Origin of the sequence: Arthrobacter sp. NPDC080073, assembly GCF_040686575.1 — a bacterium.
Taxonomy (GTDB): domain Bacteria; phylum Actinomycetota; class Actinomycetes; order Actinomycetales; family Micrococcaceae; genus Arthrobacter.
On sequence record NZ_JBFBKR010000037.1, the window covers coordinates 1 to 16,370 of the forward strand.

Below are 16,370 nucleotides of genomic sequence, written 5' to 3' on the forward strand. Positions count from 1 at the left end.
GGCCTCAGCGCCGAAGAAGGCCTCTGGACCCGAAAAGGATGGGCAGGCCGCACATGACGCGCCCGGGATTTACACACGTTTTGTCCTATAACCCCCGGATCGACCGAGCCATGAAACCACCAAAGAACCCCGCATTCCCGCTGAACAAGCGGGAATACGGGGTTCTGTCAGAGCTTCCTATCAGAATCGAACTGATGACCTTTTCATTACGAGTGAAACGCTCTACCGACTGAGCTAAGGAAGCACCGCGCTATCGTCCGGGTACCGGCTGAATCACGCAAGATACAACTGTAATAGAGTCACCTCGTCCGGGTCAAAACAGCTCCGGGCGGAGCTCCCGTGCCGCCGTTGTCGCGGAATTCACCCGTTCGTCGCGCCGGGTTCAGGCCGTCGTCGCGGACCGGGGGCAAGCTGGGCGGACTAACGTGGCCGCACGATTTCGGTCACCAACCAGCGAAGGGGCGCCATGAGCATGGACAGCAGCAAGAGGATCAACGCGGACGACGTCGGGGCGCACCGTGCTCAGCGGCTCCGGCTTGCTGTCTTGGACATGGTGGGCACCACGATTACCGACGATGGCCGTACCGAGCGCGCGATGTCCCTCGCCCTGCAGGAGAACGGCGTCGAGCCTGGTTCGCCCCGTTTCGAAAGCATGCTCGGCTACGCCCGGGACACCATGGGTTTTTCCAAGTTGACCGTTTTCAGCCACCTTTTCGAAGAACCTCAACGGGCTGAGAGCGCCAACAAGGCCTTCGAACGCGCCTACGACGATCTGATTGCCGACGGCGGCGTCCGGGCTATTCCAGGCGCCGAGGAAACCATCGACTGGATGCGGGACTCCGGCATGAAAGTCTGCCTGGCCACGGGATTCGGCCGGCACACCCAGAACATGGTGCTTGAGTCCTTGGGCTGGATGGGGAAGGCGGATCTCAGCCTGTGCCCCGCCGACGCCGGCCGCGGTCGCCCTTACCCGGACATGATTCTCACGGCAGTGTTGGCCCTTGACCTGGACGATGTCCGCGAGGTCGTGGTGGTGGGGGACACGAGCTCGGATATGTTGTCCGGCGTTCGCTCCGGCGCCTCCGCCGTGGTGGGTGTACTCACTGGCTTCCACTCCGAGGCGGCTTTGCGAGCGGCCGGGGCCACCGCCGTCGTGCCCTCAGTCAAGTACCTTCCCGCGCTGCTGGAGCCCCGCGCCGCACGGCTCTAGCCTTGCCGTCAACGACCTACCACTTTTGGCCCCATCTCAGCTACGCGGAAGCCGTCAATCCGCCATCTACGCCGCAGGGAGGCAGGCAATAGTGGTCACTTGTGGCGGCCAAAAAGGATGAAGTTGTCCACATAGGAGTATTGGAGGCTCCGCACCAACCCTCCACGCCGGCATCGTGGAGCCATGGATCTGGCAGCTCAGAACTGCGGAACGGCGGGGCGGAGTGGTGGTTCCGTGTCGCGGCGTCGTGGCTTTGGCGGGTGCACCTCCGGAATTCGCCGAAGCCTTTCGGCACGGAGGTGTCCTCACATGCGTTTCGGCTGCCCCACACTATGGACTTTGGCAACTGCATCCCGCCAGCGAGCTCCATTTGGTCTGCGGCAACGGGCTACCCCGCGACGGCGTAGTGCTGCACCGGAGCGCCTCGTTGCCGGCGTTGCCGGGCCGGCCGGTGGCAGCTCTTGCCGATGTGCTGTTGCATGCCTTGCGATGCCGGCCGCCTGCTGATGCGTTGGTCATGGTGCAGTGTGCCGTTGCGCGTGGCGACATAGCCACCGAGTTCCTACGCGGAAAGCTGCCCGGCAACCGGAACGGCCGGGCGAGGGACGTCCTGGATCTCGTGCGCCGGCGAGCCGATTCCCTGCTTGAACCACTGGCGGCCATGCACTTCCAACAGGCTGGAATCGCTTTCGTGCAGCACGTGGAACTGCCCGGCGTGGGGGAGGTCGATTTCGTCGTCGAGCGCTTTTTGATCGTTGAGCTGGGCGGCAAGACGCATTTCGAACCCCGGGCCATCAAGAGGGATCGACGCCGGGACAACACTTCTGTTGCCGGCGGCTTCACTGTGTTGAGGTACTTCTACGAGGACGTTGTTCATCATCCGGAGGCCATGGTCGCGGAAGTGCAGGCCGCCATCCGGGCCCACCATTCAGGGCTACGCCTCAACAAATGACCATCTTTGCGGGCACCTGGCATCAAACATCCCCGTCTCGCCGCCCGCGATCGGCTCAACCGGGCTCCAAAAACGGTCAGAAGTGGTGTCCCCCCAAAAACGGTCCCCCCAAAAACGGCCCGCCAAAAACGGCCGCAAAGCGGTCAGCACATAGTCCCGTCCGAAGGCACCTTTCCATCCACGAAGTAGTTGTCGACGGCGTCGGACACGCATTGGTTGGAGCGACCGTAGGCGGTGTGGCCTTCGCCCTTCCACGTCACGAGGGAAGCGTTGCCGAGTTGCTTCCGAAGGGAACCAGCCCAGGCGACAGGCGTCGCGGGATCCCCGGTGGTGCCAATAACCACGATCGGCGCCGCCCCGGTGTACTTGACGGGAGCGGGCGTATGCACCGGCTTGTAGGGCCAGTCCTTGCAGTTGATGCCGCCGTAGGCGAAGTAATAGCCGAAGGTGGGGGAGAGTTGCTTCAGCCGGGCTTCCTCGGAACGCATCCCGGCGGTGTCCGTCACCATGGGGTAGTCAAGGCAGTTGATGGCGTTGAAAGCGAACGTGGTGTTTGACGTATAGGTGCCGTTCGGGTCCCTGTCCGCGCCAAAGTCGGCAATCCGAAGCATGAGCGACACGTCGCCCTTGAACGCGGCCACCAAAGCCTGGGTAAGGACAGGCCACGATTCGTTGTCGTAGAGCGGGGTGAAAATACCGCTGACAAACGTCGCCCCGGTGACCAAGCGGCCGTCCTTGGCGCGCTTGGGATTCTGTTCGACGTCGGCAATCAGGTCCTGGATCTGCTGCACGCCACTATCGACGCTGCCGGTCATGGGGCATCCGGACTTTGCCTGGCAATCCGCCACATAAGTGCGGAGTTCCTTTTCGAACGCCTCTGCCTGCCCAGCGGTGAGGTCTTCGTTGTTGAGGGACGGATCCACTGCGCCATCCAAAGCGAGCTTGCCGACGTTGTTCGGGAACAGGGACGCATAGGTGGCACCGAGCGAGGTTCCATAGGAGAAGCCGAGGTAGTTGAGTTTCGCGTCGTTGAGCACTGCGCGGAGGATGTCCATGTCCTTGGCGGAGCTGACGGTGTCAATGTGCGGAAGTGCGGGCCCGGATTTTTCCACGCACTTGGCATTGATCGCCTTCGTGTCGGCCAGTGCCGCGGCGATGCCCTGGTCCGTGTGATAGTTGTAGACCTTCTCGCGGGAAGCGTCCCGCTCGGCATCGCTGAGGCACGTCACCGGTGCCGACCGCTTGACGCCGCGCGGGTCGAAGCCCACCAGGTCGAAGCTGGACCGCAGCTTGCTGGTGAAGTGCGTCTTCGCCGCGTCCCTGACGAAGTCATAGCCTGAAGCGCCGGGGCCGCCGGGATTGACCAGCAGCGAGCCTTTCTTCGCGCCCTGGCTCTGGAGCCGGATCGCCGCGATGGAGATGCTCTCACCATCGGGTTTGGCATAGTCAACCGGCACTTTGATGTTGGCGCATTGGAATCCCTGCTCACAGGAGGTCCAGTTAACCTTTTGGGAGTAGAAGCTCTCCAGTCCTGCCGGCGCCGCTGCGGCGATGGACGCGTCGGGGCTGCTGACGTTGCCGCCCCCGGACCCGTTGCCGGCGCCATCGTTGGGCACCGGTACCGAGAACACGCAGCCGCTCAGCAGGAGGCTGGCGGAGACCGTGGCTGCGACTGCCGTTGCCGCCCGCCGCAGTGAGGGGAACCGTGTCCTGGAACTGGACCCGGCGGGCCGGCGTCGTGCGGGGGTCATGCGTTTCTCCTCAGGCTGGGGAAGCGTGCTGTACTTCTAAACTATCCGGCTATTGCTGAATCAGGCTGCTCGCCATGGACTCAACGGCCAGCAGCGGTGCCACGTTGGTCGTGGTGATCCGCACGCGCGCCTTATTGATGGCATCCATTCGCGCCAAGGTGGTTTCAGGCGTGGAGCCGGCCGCGTAGGCCTCCAGTTCACTCCTAAGCTCAACGTTGACCAACTCCACGGCGTTCCCTAACTGGATGACCAGGACGTCCCGGTAGAAGGACAACAGATCGGTCAGCGTGCGGTCGAGGGAATCTGTGATGGAGCGCTTGGCACGCCGCTTCTGCTCTTCTTCAAGCTGCCGCACCTGGCTGCGCATCGACGGCGGCAGGGTCCCGGACTCCGGAGCGCCCAGGCTCGCGAGCAGGGCGACCTTCTCGGCAGCGTCACGTTCGTCGTTGGAGCTGTTGGCTTCATCGGTCGCGATCTTGACCAGCTTTTCGGCCATCATCACCGCCGCAGTGACGCCCCGCAGGCCCAGCGGGAAACGGACGGTTTCCATCCGGCGCTCCCTGGCCTCCGGGTCGCGGGCCAGCCGACGTGCGATTCCGATGTGGCTTTGGGCGGCGCGGGCGGCCCGGTCCGCGATGGCGGGGTCGACGCCGTCGCGCCTCACCAGCAGGGCGGCGACGTCGGCAGCCGGCGGAATCCGGAGGCTTACCGGGCGGCAGCGCGAACGGATAGTGACCAGCACATCAGCGGGCGACGGCGCGCACAGCATCCAGATGGTCCGGGGCGTGGGTTCCTCGATTGCCTTGAGGAGTACGTTGGTGGTGCGTTCGGCCATCCGGTCCGCGTCCTCCACCACGATGATGCGCCAACGGCCCGACGCCGGCCGGTCGCCCGCCTTGGACACCAGCTGGCGGGCTTCTTCGATGGTGATGGTGACCTTCTCGGTGCGGACAAAGGTCACGTCGGAGTGGGTTTCGCCAAGGATGGTCCGGCACGACGCACATTCGCCGCAGCCTCGAAGTGCAACATCGTCCTGTTCACAGTTCAATGCCGCCGCGAATGCCTTGGCCGCGTTGGAGCGGCCGGATCCCGGCGGTCCGGTGAACAACCACGCGTGCGTGAGGCCTTCGCCTTGGGCGGCCGCGCGCAATTGGGCGACGACGGGCGCCTGGCCCTGGAGCTCGTCCCAGACACTCACGTGCGGCTCCCGAGCAAGTCCTGCACGCGCCGGAGGATCTGCGCTGCGAGGCCCTCGATGTCGTCCTTGGCGGGTAGCACGAGGTACGTCTCCGGGTGTGCCTCCGCCAGTTCCAGGAACGCGGCACGGATGCGGGCGTGGAAATCGTCCGGTTCCGACTCGAGCCGGTCCTCGGCGGCTTCTCCGGCAGTCCTGCGGTCCCGGCCGTCGCCCGGGTGGACGTCGAGGAGTACTGTCAGGTCCGGTTCGAGTCCTTCGGTGGCCCATTCGTTGAGCCGCCTGACGTCCACGGTCCCGAGGTCCCTGCCAGCGCCTTGGTAGGCGACGGAGGAGTCTATGTAGCGGTCCGTGATCACCACTGAACCCTGTGCCAAGGCCGGTCGGATGACCTGGCATGCGTGGGCGGCCCGTGACGCTGCGAACATGAGGGCTTCGGTCCTGGGATCGATGGTGCCGTGGCCGTGGTCCAGCACGAGGGAACGCAGCTTCTCGCCGATCGGCGTGCCCCCGGGCTCGCGGGTGCGAAGCACGGTGAAGCCGAGCGACTCGAGCGACTCAGCCAGGCGGGCGGCCTGCGTGGACTTGCCCGCCCCGTCTCCGCCCTCGAAGGCGATGAAGAGTCCCGGGCGCTGGTCCGGCATGGGGCTCTGGTCCTGCTTGAGGCGCTGCGTAGTCACGGATCTAAGCGTACAGAGGAACACTGACAGTGCCCGACGACGGCGCTCGCCAACCTGCGCGGGACGCGCCCTGCCGCTCGCCGGGACTCAGCCGTAACACCTTTCCAGCGCCCGTTCCCCGCGCCGTAGGCTGGAGCAATGAGTCTTTCCCGAGAGCATGCCGCAGATCTGTCCCCTGACACTGTGGTGGTGGCGGCGGGCCGTCCCGAACGCAGCCATGACCAGCCCGTCAACCCGCCCATCGTTCTGTCCTCGACGTATTTCGGCACGGGAGCATTGAGCGACGGCGACCGCGGCTACGGGCGCTACGCCAACCCCACCTGGGACCCGTTCGAGGAAGCACTGGCCCAGCTGGAGGGCGCCGAGCTGCCGGGCTTGCTCTACGCCTCGGGCCTGGCCGCGGTCAGCTCCGCGTTGTCGCTCGTGCCGGCTGGCGGGGTGCTCGTCATGCCAACGCACAGCTACGCAGGATCGCTCGTCATGGCCACCGAACTCGCGGCCAAGGGCATCCTTGAGCTGCGGACCGTTGACATCGCGGACACCGATGCGGTCAAGGCGCAGCTCGCCCCCGCGGATGGCAAGCCTGCCAGCATGCTGTGGATTGAAAGCCCCACCAACCCGATGCTCGGCATCGCCGACGTCCGGGCGCTGGCCGCAGCCGCCCATGCGGCAGGCGCCATCGTCGTCACGGACAACACCTTCTCCACCCCGCTTGTCCAGCAGCCCCTCACGCTGGGCTCCGACGTCGTACTCCATTCGGTGACGAAATACCTGGCCGGACACTCCGACGTCGTACTCGGTGCCTTGGTGACCTCCAACGCCGGGCTGCGCGCGGAACTCCTCCACCACCGCATCATCCACGGCGGTATCGCAGGTCCCTTCGAGGCCTGGCTCGCGCTCCGCGGCCTGCGCACGCTGGCACTCCGGATCGAGCGCTCGCAAGCTTCTGCCGCAACGTTGGCCGAGCGGCTCAGTACCCATCCGCGCGTCGAATCCATCCGCTTCCCGGGTCTACGGGACGATCCCGGCCATGAACGGGCCAAGTCCCAGATGAAGGGCTTCGGTTCGATCCTGTGTATCCAGCTGGCCGGAGACGGAACCCGCAGCGGTGCCGACGCAGCAGATGAACTGGTTCGCGCATTGCGGTTGTGGATCCCGGCGACGTCGCTGGGCGGCGTCGAATCCCTCATCGAACGCCGACGCCGGCATACCGCCGAGCCGCTCAGTGTGCCGGACAACCTGGTCAGGATGAGCGTCGGGATCGAGAACGTCGAAGACCTCTGGGCGGATTTGGAGCAAGCGCTGAAGTCTCTAGACCGCTAGGCTTGAGGGCGTGGACGGAAAAATTTTGATTTCAAACATCCAGAATGGGATTTGGTTCATTCTGGGGCTGGTTGCCTTCGCTTTGGAGCTGTGGGCACTGGTCGATTGCCTGCGCCACAAACCCTCGTCCTTCGAAGCCGCATCCAAGCGCACCAAGACCTTCTGGCTGGCCCTGACCGGCGTCGCCGCGGTAATCGGCGGCCTCTCCGTCCTCGGCAACGGCGGTGGCCTTGGCCTCTTTGGCATCGCCGCCGTGACCGCGGCGTGTGTCTACTTGGCGGACGTTCGTCCCGCGGTGAAGGAAATAGGCAACAGCGGCCGCAACCAGGGGCCCTACGGTCCCTGGTGACCGGCCTGCACCCTACTCCGGGGCCACCGCCGACCAGTCGACGGTAAGTTCCCCCAGGCGCCAGCGCGACGCGCCGTCCTGAAGGGGCCAGCCGGCGTCGCGCATTGATTGGCACATGGCCGTCCACCGCTGCTTGTTACCAAACGACGCAAGCGGTGCGGCCTCCAACCAGGCCTGGTCCAGGGCATTCAGGAAACCATGAATGCGTTCCCCTGGGACATTGCGGTGGATGAGTGCCTTCGGCAGCCGTTCGGCCACGTCGGAGGGCAGTTCGAAGCCGCCGAAACGCATTGACAGGCTCAGGCTCAAGGGCCCGCCCGAATCCAACGCAACCCACGTCACCCTGCGGCCGATTTCGTCACACGTGCCGTCGATGAACAATCCCTGCGGTGCCAGCCGTGACTGCACGAGCGCCCAGATCCCCGCGACATCCGGCTCCTCGTATTGCCGCAGCACGTTGAAGGCCCGCACCAGCACGGGATTACCTGGAACGGGAACCTCGAAACCGCCCACATGGAAGCTGAGCCCGGGCCTTTCCAGGGATTTCGCGGTACTGACGCGCTCGGGTTCGATCTCGATCCCGCACACGCGGACGTCGGGGCGGACTGCCTGGAGCCTTTCGAAGAGCTCGACGGCGGTGGCCGGGGAAGCGCCGTAGCCGAGGTCGACTACCAAGGGGTCGACGGCGGAGCGCAGCCGCCAAGACTGTGGGCCCGCCAGCCAGCGATCCAGCCGGCGCATGCGGTTGGGATTGGTGGTGCCCCTGGTGATGTTGCCCACGGGTTTGCCGCGTCTTCCCTGCACCCGCTCCGCTTTTTGCACCACCGTCCCACTTTATCCTCCAACGCGGGGTCACTTACGGCCCATCCGGCGCACAAACATCGGCGCTAAGTGACCCCGCGTTGCGACGTAACGCCCGGCAACGGCAAGGCCTGATCGCTTAGGATGAAAAGCATGACTTACAAGCTGATTCTGCTGCGCCACGGCCACAGCGACTGGAACGCCAAGAACCTGTTCACCGGCTGGGTGGACGTCGACCTGAACGACCAAGGCCGCGAGGAAGCTGCGCGCGGCGGAGAGCTCCTGGTCGAGAACAACGTTCTCCCGGACATCCTGTACACGTCCCTGCTCAAGCGGGCCATCAACACCGCGAACATCGCCTTGGACAAGGCCGACCGCGGCTGGATTCCGGTCAAGCGTGACTGGCGCCTCAACGAGCGCCACTACGGCGCGCTGCAGGGCAAGGACAAAGCCCAGACCCTCGCCGAGTTCGGTGAAGCGCAGTTCATGGAATGGCGTCGCAGCTACGACACCCCGCCGCCCGCCCTTTCCGATGATAGCGAGTTCTCCCAGGTGAACGACGTGCGCTACGCGGGCCTCGGCGACGCCCTGCCGCGCACCGAGTGCCTCAAGGATGTCCTCGTGCGTCTGCTGCCGTTCTGGGAATCCGACATCAAGGAAGACCTCAAGGCTGGCAAGACGGTCCTGGTCACGGCCCACGGCAATTCCCTGCGCGCCCTCGTCAAGCACCTGGACGGCATCAGCGACGAAGACATCACGGGCCTGAACATCCCCACGGGCATCCCGTTGGTCTACGACCTGGACGAGAACTTCCACCCGCTCAACCCCGGCGGAACCTACCTCGACCCCGAGGCCGCGGCAGAGTCGATCAAGGCTGTGGCTGCCCAAGGCAAGAAATAAGCTTGAGAAAACGACGCCGGCCGGCCCACCGCGAGGTGGGCCGGCCGGCGTCTCTGTTTCCTACGACTGGCTAGAAGCCTTCCGGCTGCCATTCACCGGTGACCAGGTAGGTCACCTTGCGGGCAACGGAAACGCCGTGGTCGGCGAAACGCTCGAAGTAGCGGCTGGCGAGGGCCACATCCACAGTGGTGGCGGCGGTCTCGGCCCACGCGGGATCGGCGATTGCCCTGAAGACGCTCAGGTGCAGATCGTCTACCCGGATGTTGAGCTTGAGGATGTCCCGTGCAACTTCCAGGTCGCGGGACTCCAGGAGCAGGGTGACCTTCTGGATGATTTCGAGGTCCAGGCGGGCCATGTCCTTGAACGTTGCCGTCAGCTGCTCGGGGATGACCGTGGCCGGGTAGCGCAAGCGGGCCAACTGGGCCACGTGCCGGGCGAGGTCACCCATGCGCTCCAGGGATGCGCTCATCCGCAGGGAGCCGACAATCATCCGGAGATCGCTTGCCACGGGGCCCTGGAGGGCCAGGATGTCGATGGCCCGTTCGTCGAGGCCGTTCTGCAGGAAGTCGATCCGGGCATCGGCGGCAATGACGTCCTGGGCGAGATCGACGTCGGCCCCTTCGAATGCGGTGGTTGCGTTCTGGATCGCGTCAGTGACCAGTTTTGAGATCTCGATGAGGTCCTCACCGACCTGGATGAGCTCCTCCTGAAAAACCTTGCGCACGGTGGCGTCCTCTCCTTGGAAATCTCCTCCGCACCCTTCTGGCGGCGCGAAAATCATCACACTAACTACGGTCCAACTAGTAAGGGTGGCAGCGGTCAATGAACGATTGCGCACCTTTAGGTGAACGTTAGCTGAACCGGGGCCGTTTGGTGACCGTTCCATATTTTGCAGTGTTTTGAGCGCATAAGCTAGATCCGTGGATCCAGTGCTCATCGGTGTCATCGCAGGCCTAGTCGGCCTGTCGTGCGGCGTCTTTGGCGTGCTCGCGTTCAGGCTCAGTGAACGGCAGCGGAAGATCGTGGACCTGGACGTCACCGAGCCGCTGCTTCCGGAGGGAGCCGCGGAGGTGCTGTCCGTCGTCGGGCGCGCCTTCGTCGTGGTGGACGCGATCGACGGCGTCGTCCGGGCCAGTCCCGCGGCCTACGCATACGGCCTCGTCAGGGGCCACACGGTGGTGCACAAGCAGTTGCTGGACATGACCGCAAAGGTGCGGCGCGACGGCGTGATCCTGGAAGAGACTTTCGAGTTGCCCCGGGGTCCCCTGGGTAAGGGAACCATCGTGGTGCAGGTACGGGCAGCCATGCTCGGATGGGAATATATCGTCCTGCTGGCCGATGACCGCACCGAAATCACCCGCACCGAAGAGATCCGCAACGACTTCGTGGCGAACGTTTCGCACGAACTCAAGACGCCGGTGGGCGCCATCTCGCTGCTGGCGGAGGCTCTTGAGGCGAGCCCGGACGACGAAGAAGCAGTGCGTCGCTTCGCGAAGCGCATGCACAAGGAATCGACACGGCTCGCCGCGCTGGTCCAGGACATTATCGAGCTGTCCCGGCTTCAGGGCGCCAACGTGGCACAGCAAGGGCACGCCGTGGACATCAATACGGTGATCGCCGAGGCCGTGGACCGTTCGCAGCTCCCGGCCGAGCTCAAGAACATTAAGATCGTCGTCGGCGGACGCTCGGAAACAATGGTTTTCGGGGACCAGGACCTGCTGGTGACCGCCTTGCGGAACCTGATCGACAACGCCATTCGGTATTCGCCGGAGAACACCCGTGTGGGAGTGGGGGTCCGCGCCAAAGAGGGCGTGGTTGCCATTTCAGTCACTGACCAGGGTGAGGGCCTCAGCCCGGAGGACCAGGAACGCATCTTCGAACGCTTCTACCGCGTGGATGCGGCGAGGTCCCGGCAGACCGGCGGAACAGGCTTGGGCCTGAGTATCGTCAAACACGTGGTGTCCAACCACGGCGGCGAGGTCACCGTCTGGTCCCAGCCAGGCCAAGGTTCTACTTTCACCATCCGCCTTCCGGAAATGGAAGGCCAGGACGACAACGACGCCGGGGCGAAGCCTCGAAGCGTGATTCAAACGACGGGCGCTGTGCGCGCCCTAGAACAAGGAGCTGGCGCTTGAGCAGGATTCTGATCGTGGAGGACGAAGAGTCGTTCAGCGACCCCCTGTCCTACCTATTGGGCAAGGAAGGCTTCGATGTCCAGGTGGTGGACAACGGCAGTGACGCCTTGGTGGAGTTCGACCGCAACGGGGCCGACCTCGTGCTGCTGGACTTGCAGCTTCCGGGGACCCCCGGCACCGAGGTCTGCAGGCAACTGCGCCAGCGTTCCAGCGTCCCGGTCATCATGCTGACAGCCAAGGACTCGGAAATCGACAAAGTGGTTGGCCTGGAACTCGGCGCGGACGACTACGTCACCAAGCCGTACTCCTCCAGGGAACTCGTGGCGCGCGTGCGTGCTGTGCTGCGCCGGCAAGGCGAGCCGGAGGAACTCATCACGTCCACTGTGCAGGCCGGTCCTGTGCGCATGGACATCGAGCGGCATGTAGTGAGTGTCAACGGCGAACAGGTATCGCTTCCGCTCAAGGAATTCGAACTCCTTGAGATGCTCCTTCGCAATTCGGGCCGGGTGCTCACCCGCGGTCAGCTGATCGACCGCGTCTGGGGCTCCGACTACGTGGGCGACACCAAGACCCTGGACGTCCACGTGAAGCGCTTGCGCAGCAAGATCGAGCCGGACCCCTCGGTTCCCCGCTACCTCGTCACGGTGCGGGGCCTGGGCTACAAGTTCGAGCCGTAGGAACCCGCGCGGGCAGGGCAACCCGGAAGGACAAGAACGAAAAGGAAGGGCTCCCATCGCGGGAGCCCTTCCTTTTGACTTCGTGGAGCCGGCTTGTTGCCCGCAGGAGCGACGCCGGCCGCCAGCTTGAGCGACGCCAGCCGACGCCAGGCGCCGGCCGCCTAGTGGCCGGTGGCGCTCTGCGTCGGGGTCGCGCTGCTGCTTGAGGTGGACCCGCTGCTTGGGGTGGCGGAACCACTGGCCGAGGGGCTCGGAGAAGCGGAAACGGTGGGGAGGTACTTCGTGTATTCCTTCAAGGAAGCGTCCAGGACCGGCAACTGCACGGCGCGGGAATCGGAGCCGGTCTTGATGGTCACGGAAACCATGGAACCCGGGGCCCCGCCGCTCGTGCTCAGAACGGCTGCGTCGGTGGTCTCGTTGAGGTAGGTCTGGGACTTGGCCTTGACCGGAATGGTCGCCTGTGACCCGCCCGCGCCACTGATCGTGAGGGTCGCATCGCTCGAGGAAGTGTTGAACACGGCACCAATGACGCGTCCTGGCTTGTTGGCATCCGTGGCGACGATGAGCATGTTGCGCAGCTGAAGCGGACCGAGGTCTTCCCTGACGCCGTCAGACGGAGAATACTGCTCGTTGGTCTGCTGGGGGTTGATGTAGCCACAGCCGGTCACGGACAAGAGACCGATGCTGATGGCGGCCGCAGCCATCGCCATTTTGCCGCGCTGGACACGGTTCATCGCAGTAATGCGCACGACACGTACTCCTCTAAGAGTCATTGGAACACTTTTCAGCCATAGCCTATCGGCAAACTGGCAGGAACAAGGATTCCGATCACCATTGTGGCGGCCCTCCAGAAGGAGTAGGGTCAGCCGGAACGCTGGGTCCTATGCACTTTTGTGCCCTCCCGTCAAGAGGGTGCCGGAGGGCCGAAATGGCCATTTTCCGCGTATTTACAGGGCTCAGGACCCCTTTCCGTGCCAATCGTATGCCTTAAGCGTGATAAACTGGTCTGCGGGAAAGGGGAAAGTCCACATGGTTTTTGAGGTCGGCGAGACAGTAGTTTACCCTCACCACGGTGCAGCAAAAATTGAAGAAATCAAGATGCGCACTATCAAGGGCGAAGAGAAAATGTATCTCAAGCTCAAGGTGGCTCAGGGTGATCTGACCATTGAAGTTCCAGCAGAAAACGTAGACCTTGTTGGGGTTCGCGACGTAGTGGGCAAGGAAGGCTTGGAGCACGTATTTGACGTTCTCCGCGCCGAGTTCACTGAAGAGCCCACCAACTGGTCCCGTCGCTACAAGGCAAACCTCGAGAAGCTTGCTTCCGGCGACGTCATCAAAGTTGCAGAGGTCGTCCGCGATCTTTGGCGCCGTGATCACGATCGCGGCCTTTCCGCAGGTGAAAAGCGAATGCTGGCCAAAGCCCGTCAGATTCTGATTTCAGAACTGGCATTGGCTGAGAAGACCGACGAAGAGAAGGCCGCAAGCGTTCTCGACGAAGTTCTGGCTTCCTAACAGAGATTCACAGATTTGAACCCCGGTGGCAACCTGCCGCCGGGGTTTCCTTTTGCCACGTAGGCTTGGGCGCATGACTACACCATCCCAACGCGAGGCCACCGCCGTCGTCGTCGTTGCGGCAGGCTCCGGGGAGCGGCTTGGCTACGGCATGCCCAAGGCAAAAGTTCCGCTGGGCGGCGAAACGATCCTCACCCATGCACTTCGCGGGGTCGCGACGGCGGACGTTGCCCGGCAGATCTGCGTGGCCGTCCCTGCAGGGGACCTGGCGTTGCGCGAGCTTTGCGAGCAATTCCGGCAAGAACTTGGCGCTGACGGTCCGCTGATCACAGTGGTCGACGGCGGATCCACCCGTGCCGCTTCGGTCCGCGCCGCCCTTGGCGCGCTCCTTGAGGGAACGCGCGCTGTGCTGGTCCACGACGCCGCGCGCGCACTGACTCCCGAACGGGTGTTCCACCGCGTGGCATCCGCGCTCTCGTCGGGCGCCAAGGCGGTCATTCCTGCCATTCCGGTGGTGGATACCGTCAAGATGGTTGCGGAAACCGACGGATACGACGCCGGAATCGCGCCGGAGATCGTCACCGGCACCGCCCCGCGCGAACAACTTCGTGCCGTGCAGACTCCGCAGGGATTCGACTATGAGACGTTGCTGCGCGCCCACGCGGCGGCCGCGACGTTCGACGACAAGCAGTCGGCGGCAGTCACCGATGACGCAATGCTGGTCGAGCTCCTCGGTGTGCCTGTCCACGCAGTCCGCGGCGCCAGCCAATCACTGAAGATCACCACGCCGCTGGATCTCATCATTGCCGAGGGCTTGCTGGAAGGGCCGCTCGGAGTCCGCTGGGTGGAAGGCTGATGACCGCCTCCGGGAACCCGGCGATGATTCTGCCGCGCACGGGCATCGGGGTAGACGTGCACGCCTACGCACCCGAGAACGATCCGCAGCCGTTATGGCTCGGCGGGCTGTTTTGGGAAGGGGAACGCGGACTTTCCGGGCATTCCGACGGCGATTGCGTTGCCCATGCGGCCGCTGACGCACTCTTCTCCGCTTGCGGCATTGGTGATCTTGGCACGCATTTCGGTACCGACCGCCCCGAGTTCGCAGGTGCGTCCGGGGTGAAACTCCTGGGGGAGGCGGCCAGGATTGTCCGGGCTGCCGGTTTCGAGATCGGCAACGTGGCAGTGCAGTTCGTTGCCAATAGGCCAAAGTTCGGGCCCAGGCGTGAAGAGTCCCAGCGTGTCCTCAGCGCCGCCGCAGGAGCTTCCGTCAGCGTCACGGCAACCACGAGCGATGGCCTGGGTTTCACGGGGCGTGGCGAGGGCATCTCCGCCGTTGCCACGGCGCTCGTCTACGCCGTGCAGGCCGCGCCCCCAAGCGACGGCGCCTAAACAGAGACAGACGGTGTGCAACGAAGCCGGAGGGTCCGCATCCGCTAATCTGGAGCGGTGACCCTGCGCTTTTACGACACTGCATCCGCCGAAGTCCGCGACTTCGTTCCCCTTGAAGCCGGCAAGGCCAGCGTCTACTACTGCGGTGCCACGGTGCAGGGGATGCCGCACGTGGGACATGTCCGTTCCGCGATCGCTTTCGACCAGTTGACCCGTTGGCTTGAATACCGCGGCCTGCGTGTCACCGTTGTCCGCAACGTCACCGACATCGACGACAAGATCCTCGCCAAGTCGGCCCAGTCCTTCGGGCCGGACTGGGCTGAGGAACCCACAGCCAAGGCCGAGGAAGAATGGTGGGCCCTGGCCTACCGCTACGAGCAGGAATTCGAGCAGGCCTACGACGTCCTCGGCGTTTCCCGCCCCACCTACGAGCCTCGCGCCACCGGCCACATCCCGGAGATGCACGCCCTCATTCAAAGGCTCATCGACCGCGGCCACGCCTACCCCGCACTGGACAACTCCGGAGACGTCTACTTCGACGTCCGCTCCTGGAGCAAGTACGGCTCGCTGACCCGCCAGAACATCGACGACATGCAGGGAGCCGCCGACGTCGAGCCGCAATTCAGCAACAGGAAGCGCGACCCGCGCGACTTTGCGCTGTGGAAGGGCTACAAAGACGGGGAGCCGACGACGGCGAGCTGGGTATCGCCGTGGGGAACCGGCCGGCCGGGTTGGCATCTTGAATGCTCCGCCATGGCCACGAAGTACCTGGGCCAGCAATTCGACATCCACGGCGGCGGATTGGACCTCCGCTTCCCGCACCACGAGAACGAGATGGCACAATCGCAGGCTGCGGGCGACGCGTTTGCCAACTTTTGGCTGCACAACGGCATGGTCACGTATGAGGGCGAAAAGATGTCCAAGTCCGTGGGCAACACAGTAAGCCCCGGAGAGATGCTCGAGCTCGCAAGTCCGCGCGTTGTCCGGTACTACCTTGGCCAGGCGCAGTATCGCTCCGTCCTGGACTACCGTCCCACCTCGCTTCAAGAGGCTGCGGCTGCCGTGGAGCGTATCTACGGTTTTATTGCGAAAGCCTCCAAGAAGTTCGGAGGCGAGTTCGCCGCCCACCCCGAGTCGAGTCCCGTGCCGGATGCCTTCGCGGCTGCCATGGATGACGATCTCAACGTCCCACAGGCCCTTGGCGCCTTGCACGAGACCGTCCGCGCCGGAAATACGGCCCTGGCGTCCGGGGACGACGCCGGGACCCGGCAGGCGCTCCAGGCCGTGCTGGCCATGACCACCGTTCTTGGACTGAACGACGTCCGCGGCGAAGTCCAGGAGAATTCCGAGACTGCCCAGGCCCTGGAGGTCCTCGTGGAAGCCCAGTTGTTGGCGCGCGCCGAGGCGCGCGCCCACAACTTGGCTTGCACCAGGACCTCCCGGGGCAGGGCAGTCTAGGGATTATACTGGTATTAGCCGCGGACGTCGTTGAGTGC

The 16,370-nt window shown here is 64.3% G+C and carries 17 protein-coding genes and 1 tRNA gene; 11 read left to right on the forward strand and 7 right to left on the reverse strand.

Going from position 1 to position 16,370, the window contains the following annotated elements:
• Nucleotides 1-171: 171 nt before the first annotated feature.
• Nucleotides 172-244: transfer RNA gene (locus tag AB0O52_RS22830), tRNA-Thr, on the reverse strand.
• A gap of 222 nt (nt 245-466) precedes the next feature.
• Here AB0O52_RS22830 and AB0O52_RS22835 point away from each other — a divergent pair.
• Complete coding sequence (locus AB0O52_RS22835) at nt 467-1,210, forward strand: HAD family hydrolase (RefSeq protein WP_364542790.1); 744 nt, start codon at nt 467-469, stop codon at nt 1,208-1,210.
• A gap of 175 nt (nt 1,211-1,385) precedes the next feature.
• Entirely contained in the window at nt 1,386-2,162 is a 777-nt protein-coding gene (locus tag AB0O52_RS22840; protein ID WP_364542792.1) for a DUF559 domain-containing protein, read from the forward strand.
• A 143-nt stretch (nt 2,163-2,305) separates the two neighbouring features.
• Here the strand turns inward: AB0O52_RS22840 and AB0O52_RS22845 are convergent, their stop codons facing one another.
• From AB0O52_RS22845 to tmk, 3 genes are read right to left on the reverse strand one after another with little or no spacing between them, the layout of a single operon-like run.
• Nucleotides 2,306-3,913: an alpha/beta hydrolase gene (locus AB0O52_RS22845; RefSeq protein WP_364542795.1), complete on the reverse strand. Its 1,608-nt coding sequence runs from the start codon at nt 3,911-3,913 to the stop codon at nt 2,306-2,308.
• Nucleotides 3,914-3,962: 49 nt separating this feature from the next.
• Nucleotides 3,963-5,111, reverse strand: a complete 1,149-nt coding sequence (locus AB0O52_RS22850) for a DNA polymerase III subunit delta' (protein ID WP_364542797.1) — start codon at nt 5,109-5,111, stop codon at nt 3,963-3,965.
• The gene (gene tmk, locus AB0O52_RS22855; RefSeq protein WP_364542816.1) at nt 5,108-5,752 is read right to left on the reverse strand and encodes a dTMP kinase; all 645 of its coding nucleotides are present in this window, start codon (nt 5,750-5,752) and stop codon (nt 5,108-5,110) included. The genes AB0O52_RS22850 and tmk overlap by 4 nt, the downstream gene beginning before the upstream one ends.
• 174 nt (nt 5,753-5,926) lie before the next feature.
• On the opposite strand from tmk, the gene AB0O52_RS22860 reads away from it, so the two are divergent.
• Both AB0O52_RS22860 and AB0O52_RS22865 read left to right on the forward strand, forming a co-directional pair.
• On the forward strand, nt 5,927-7,111 hold the full coding sequence (locus tag AB0O52_RS22860; RefSeq protein ID WP_364542799.1) for an aminotransferase class I/II-fold pyridoxal phosphate-dependent enzyme: 1,185 nt from the start codon (nt 5,927-5,929) through the stop codon (nt 7,109-7,111).
• 10 nt (nt 7,112-7,121) lie between these two features.
• On the forward strand, nt 7,122-7,460 hold the full coding sequence (locus AB0O52_RS22865) for a DUF2516 family protein (RefSeq protein WP_364542802.1): 339 nt from the start codon (nt 7,122-7,124) through the stop codon (nt 7,458-7,460).
• Between the two features lie 12 nt (nt 7,461-7,472).
• Here AB0O52_RS22865 and AB0O52_RS22870 read toward each other — a convergent pair whose 3' ends face one another.
• Nucleotides 7,473-8,282, reverse strand: coding sequence for a class I SAM-dependent methyltransferase (locus AB0O52_RS22870; protein ID WP_364542818.1), 810 nt, complete (start codon nt 8,280-8,282; stop codon nt 7,473-7,475).
• Nucleotides 8,283-8,414: 132 nt separating this feature from the next.
• On the opposite strand from AB0O52_RS22870, the gene AB0O52_RS22875 reads away from it, so the two are divergent.
• Nucleotides 8,415-9,161, forward strand: a complete 747-nt coding sequence (locus AB0O52_RS22875; RefSeq protein WP_364542804.1) for a phosphoglyceromutase — start codon at nt 8,415-8,417, stop codon at nt 9,159-9,161.
• Between the two features lie 70 nt (nt 9,162-9,231).
• On the opposite strand, the gene phoU is transcribed toward AB0O52_RS22875, so the two are convergent.
• Complete coding sequence (phoU, locus tag AB0O52_RS22880; protein WP_364542806.1) at nt 9,232-9,885, reverse strand: phosphate signaling complex protein PhoU; 654 nt, start codon at nt 9,883-9,885, stop codon at nt 9,232-9,234.
• A 205-nt stretch (nt 9,886-10,090) separates the two neighbouring features.
• Here phoU and AB0O52_RS22885 point away from each other — a divergent pair, with 205 nt between their 5' ends.
• A complete protein-coding gene (locus tag AB0O52_RS22885) occupies nt 10,091-11,296 on the forward strand; it encodes an ATP-binding protein (protein ID WP_364542821.1) in 1,206 nt (401 codons plus the stop codon).
• Complete coding sequence (locus tag AB0O52_RS22890) at nt 11,293-11,973, forward strand: response regulator transcription factor (RefSeq protein ID WP_059388662.1); 681 nt, start codon at nt 11,293-11,295, stop codon at nt 11,971-11,973. Before AB0O52_RS22885 ends, AB0O52_RS22890 begins: the two co-directional genes overlap by 4 nt.
• Before the next feature lie 161 nt (nt 11,974-12,134).
• Here the strand turns inward: AB0O52_RS22890 and AB0O52_RS22895 are convergent, their stop codons facing one another.
• Nucleotides 12,135-12,707: a hypothetical protein gene (locus tag AB0O52_RS22895; protein WP_364542824.1), complete on the reverse strand. Its 573-nt coding sequence runs from the start codon at nt 12,705-12,707 to the stop codon at nt 12,135-12,137.
• A gap of 295 nt (nt 12,708-13,002) precedes the next feature.
• Here AB0O52_RS22895 and AB0O52_RS22900 point away from each other — a divergent pair, with 295 nt between their 5' ends.
• The 4 genes from AB0O52_RS22900 (at nt 13,003) to cysS (ending at nt 16,332) form a co-directional block, all read left to right on the forward strand.
• Nucleotides 13,003-13,485: a CarD family transcriptional regulator gene (locus AB0O52_RS22900; RefSeq protein WP_011690592.1), complete on the forward strand. Its 483-nt coding sequence runs from the start codon at nt 13,003-13,005 to the stop codon at nt 13,483-13,485.
• Nucleotides 13,486-13,558: 73 nt separating this feature from the next.
• Entirely contained in the window at nt 13,559-14,341 is a 783-nt protein-coding gene (ispD, locus tag AB0O52_RS22905; protein ID WP_364542809.1) for a 2-C-methyl-D-erythritol 4-phosphate cytidylyltransferase, read from the forward strand.
• Nucleotides 14,341-14,874 carry a 2-C-methyl-D-erythritol 2,4-cyclodiphosphate synthase gene (gene ispF, locus AB0O52_RS22910; RefSeq protein WP_364542812.1) on the forward strand — a complete coding sequence of 178 codons (534 nt, stop codon included), beginning with the start codon at nt 14,341-14,343 and terminating at the stop codon, nt 14,872-14,874. The genes ispD and ispF overlap by 1 nt, the downstream gene beginning before the upstream one ends.
• A 57-nt stretch (nt 14,875-14,931) precedes the next feature.
• Nucleotides 14,932-16,332, forward strand: a complete 1,401-nt coding sequence (gene cysS / locus AB0O52_RS22915) for a cysteine--tRNA ligase (RefSeq protein WP_364542814.1) — start codon at nt 14,932-14,934, stop codon at nt 16,330-16,332.
• Nucleotides 16,333-16,370 lie beyond the last annotated feature (38 nt).

Bases quoted from the DNA above. Each gene is read 5' to 3' on its own strand.
- AB0O52_RS22835 (WP_364542790.1), top strand. From the start codon at position 467: ATGAGCATGGACAGCAGCAAGAGGATCAACGCGGACGACGTCGGGGCG.
- AB0O52_RS22845 (WP_364542795.1), bottom strand. From the start codon at position 3,913: ATGACCCCCGCACGACGCCGGCCCGCCGGGTCCAGTTCCAGGACACGG.
- tmk (WP_364542816.1), bottom strand. From the start codon at position 5,752: ATGCCGGACCAGCGCCCGGGACTCTTCATCGCCTTCGAGGGCGGAGAC.
- AB0O52_RS22860 (WP_364542799.1), top strand. From the start codon at position 5,927: ATGAGTCTTTCCCGAGAGCATGCCGCAGATCTGTCCCCTGACACTGTG.
- AB0O52_RS22875 (WP_364542804.1), top strand. From the start codon at position 8,415: ATGACTTACAAGCTGATTCTGCTGCGCCACGGCCACAGCGACTGGAAC.
- AB0O52_RS22895 (WP_364542824.1), bottom strand. From the start codon at position 12,707: ATGAACCGTGTCCAGCGCGGCAAAATGGCGATGGCTGCGGCCGCCATC.
- AB0O52_RS22900 (WP_011690592.1), top strand. From the start codon at position 13,003: ATGGTTTTTGAGGTCGGCGAGACAGTAGTTTACCCTCACCACGGTGCA.
- ispD (WP_364542809.1), top strand. From the start codon at position 13,559: ATGACTACACCATCCCAACGCGAGGCCACCGCCGTCGTCGTCGTTGCG.
- ispF (WP_364542812.1), top strand. From the start codon at position 14,341: ATGACCGCCTCCGGGAACCCGGCGATGATTCTGCCGCGCACGGGCATC.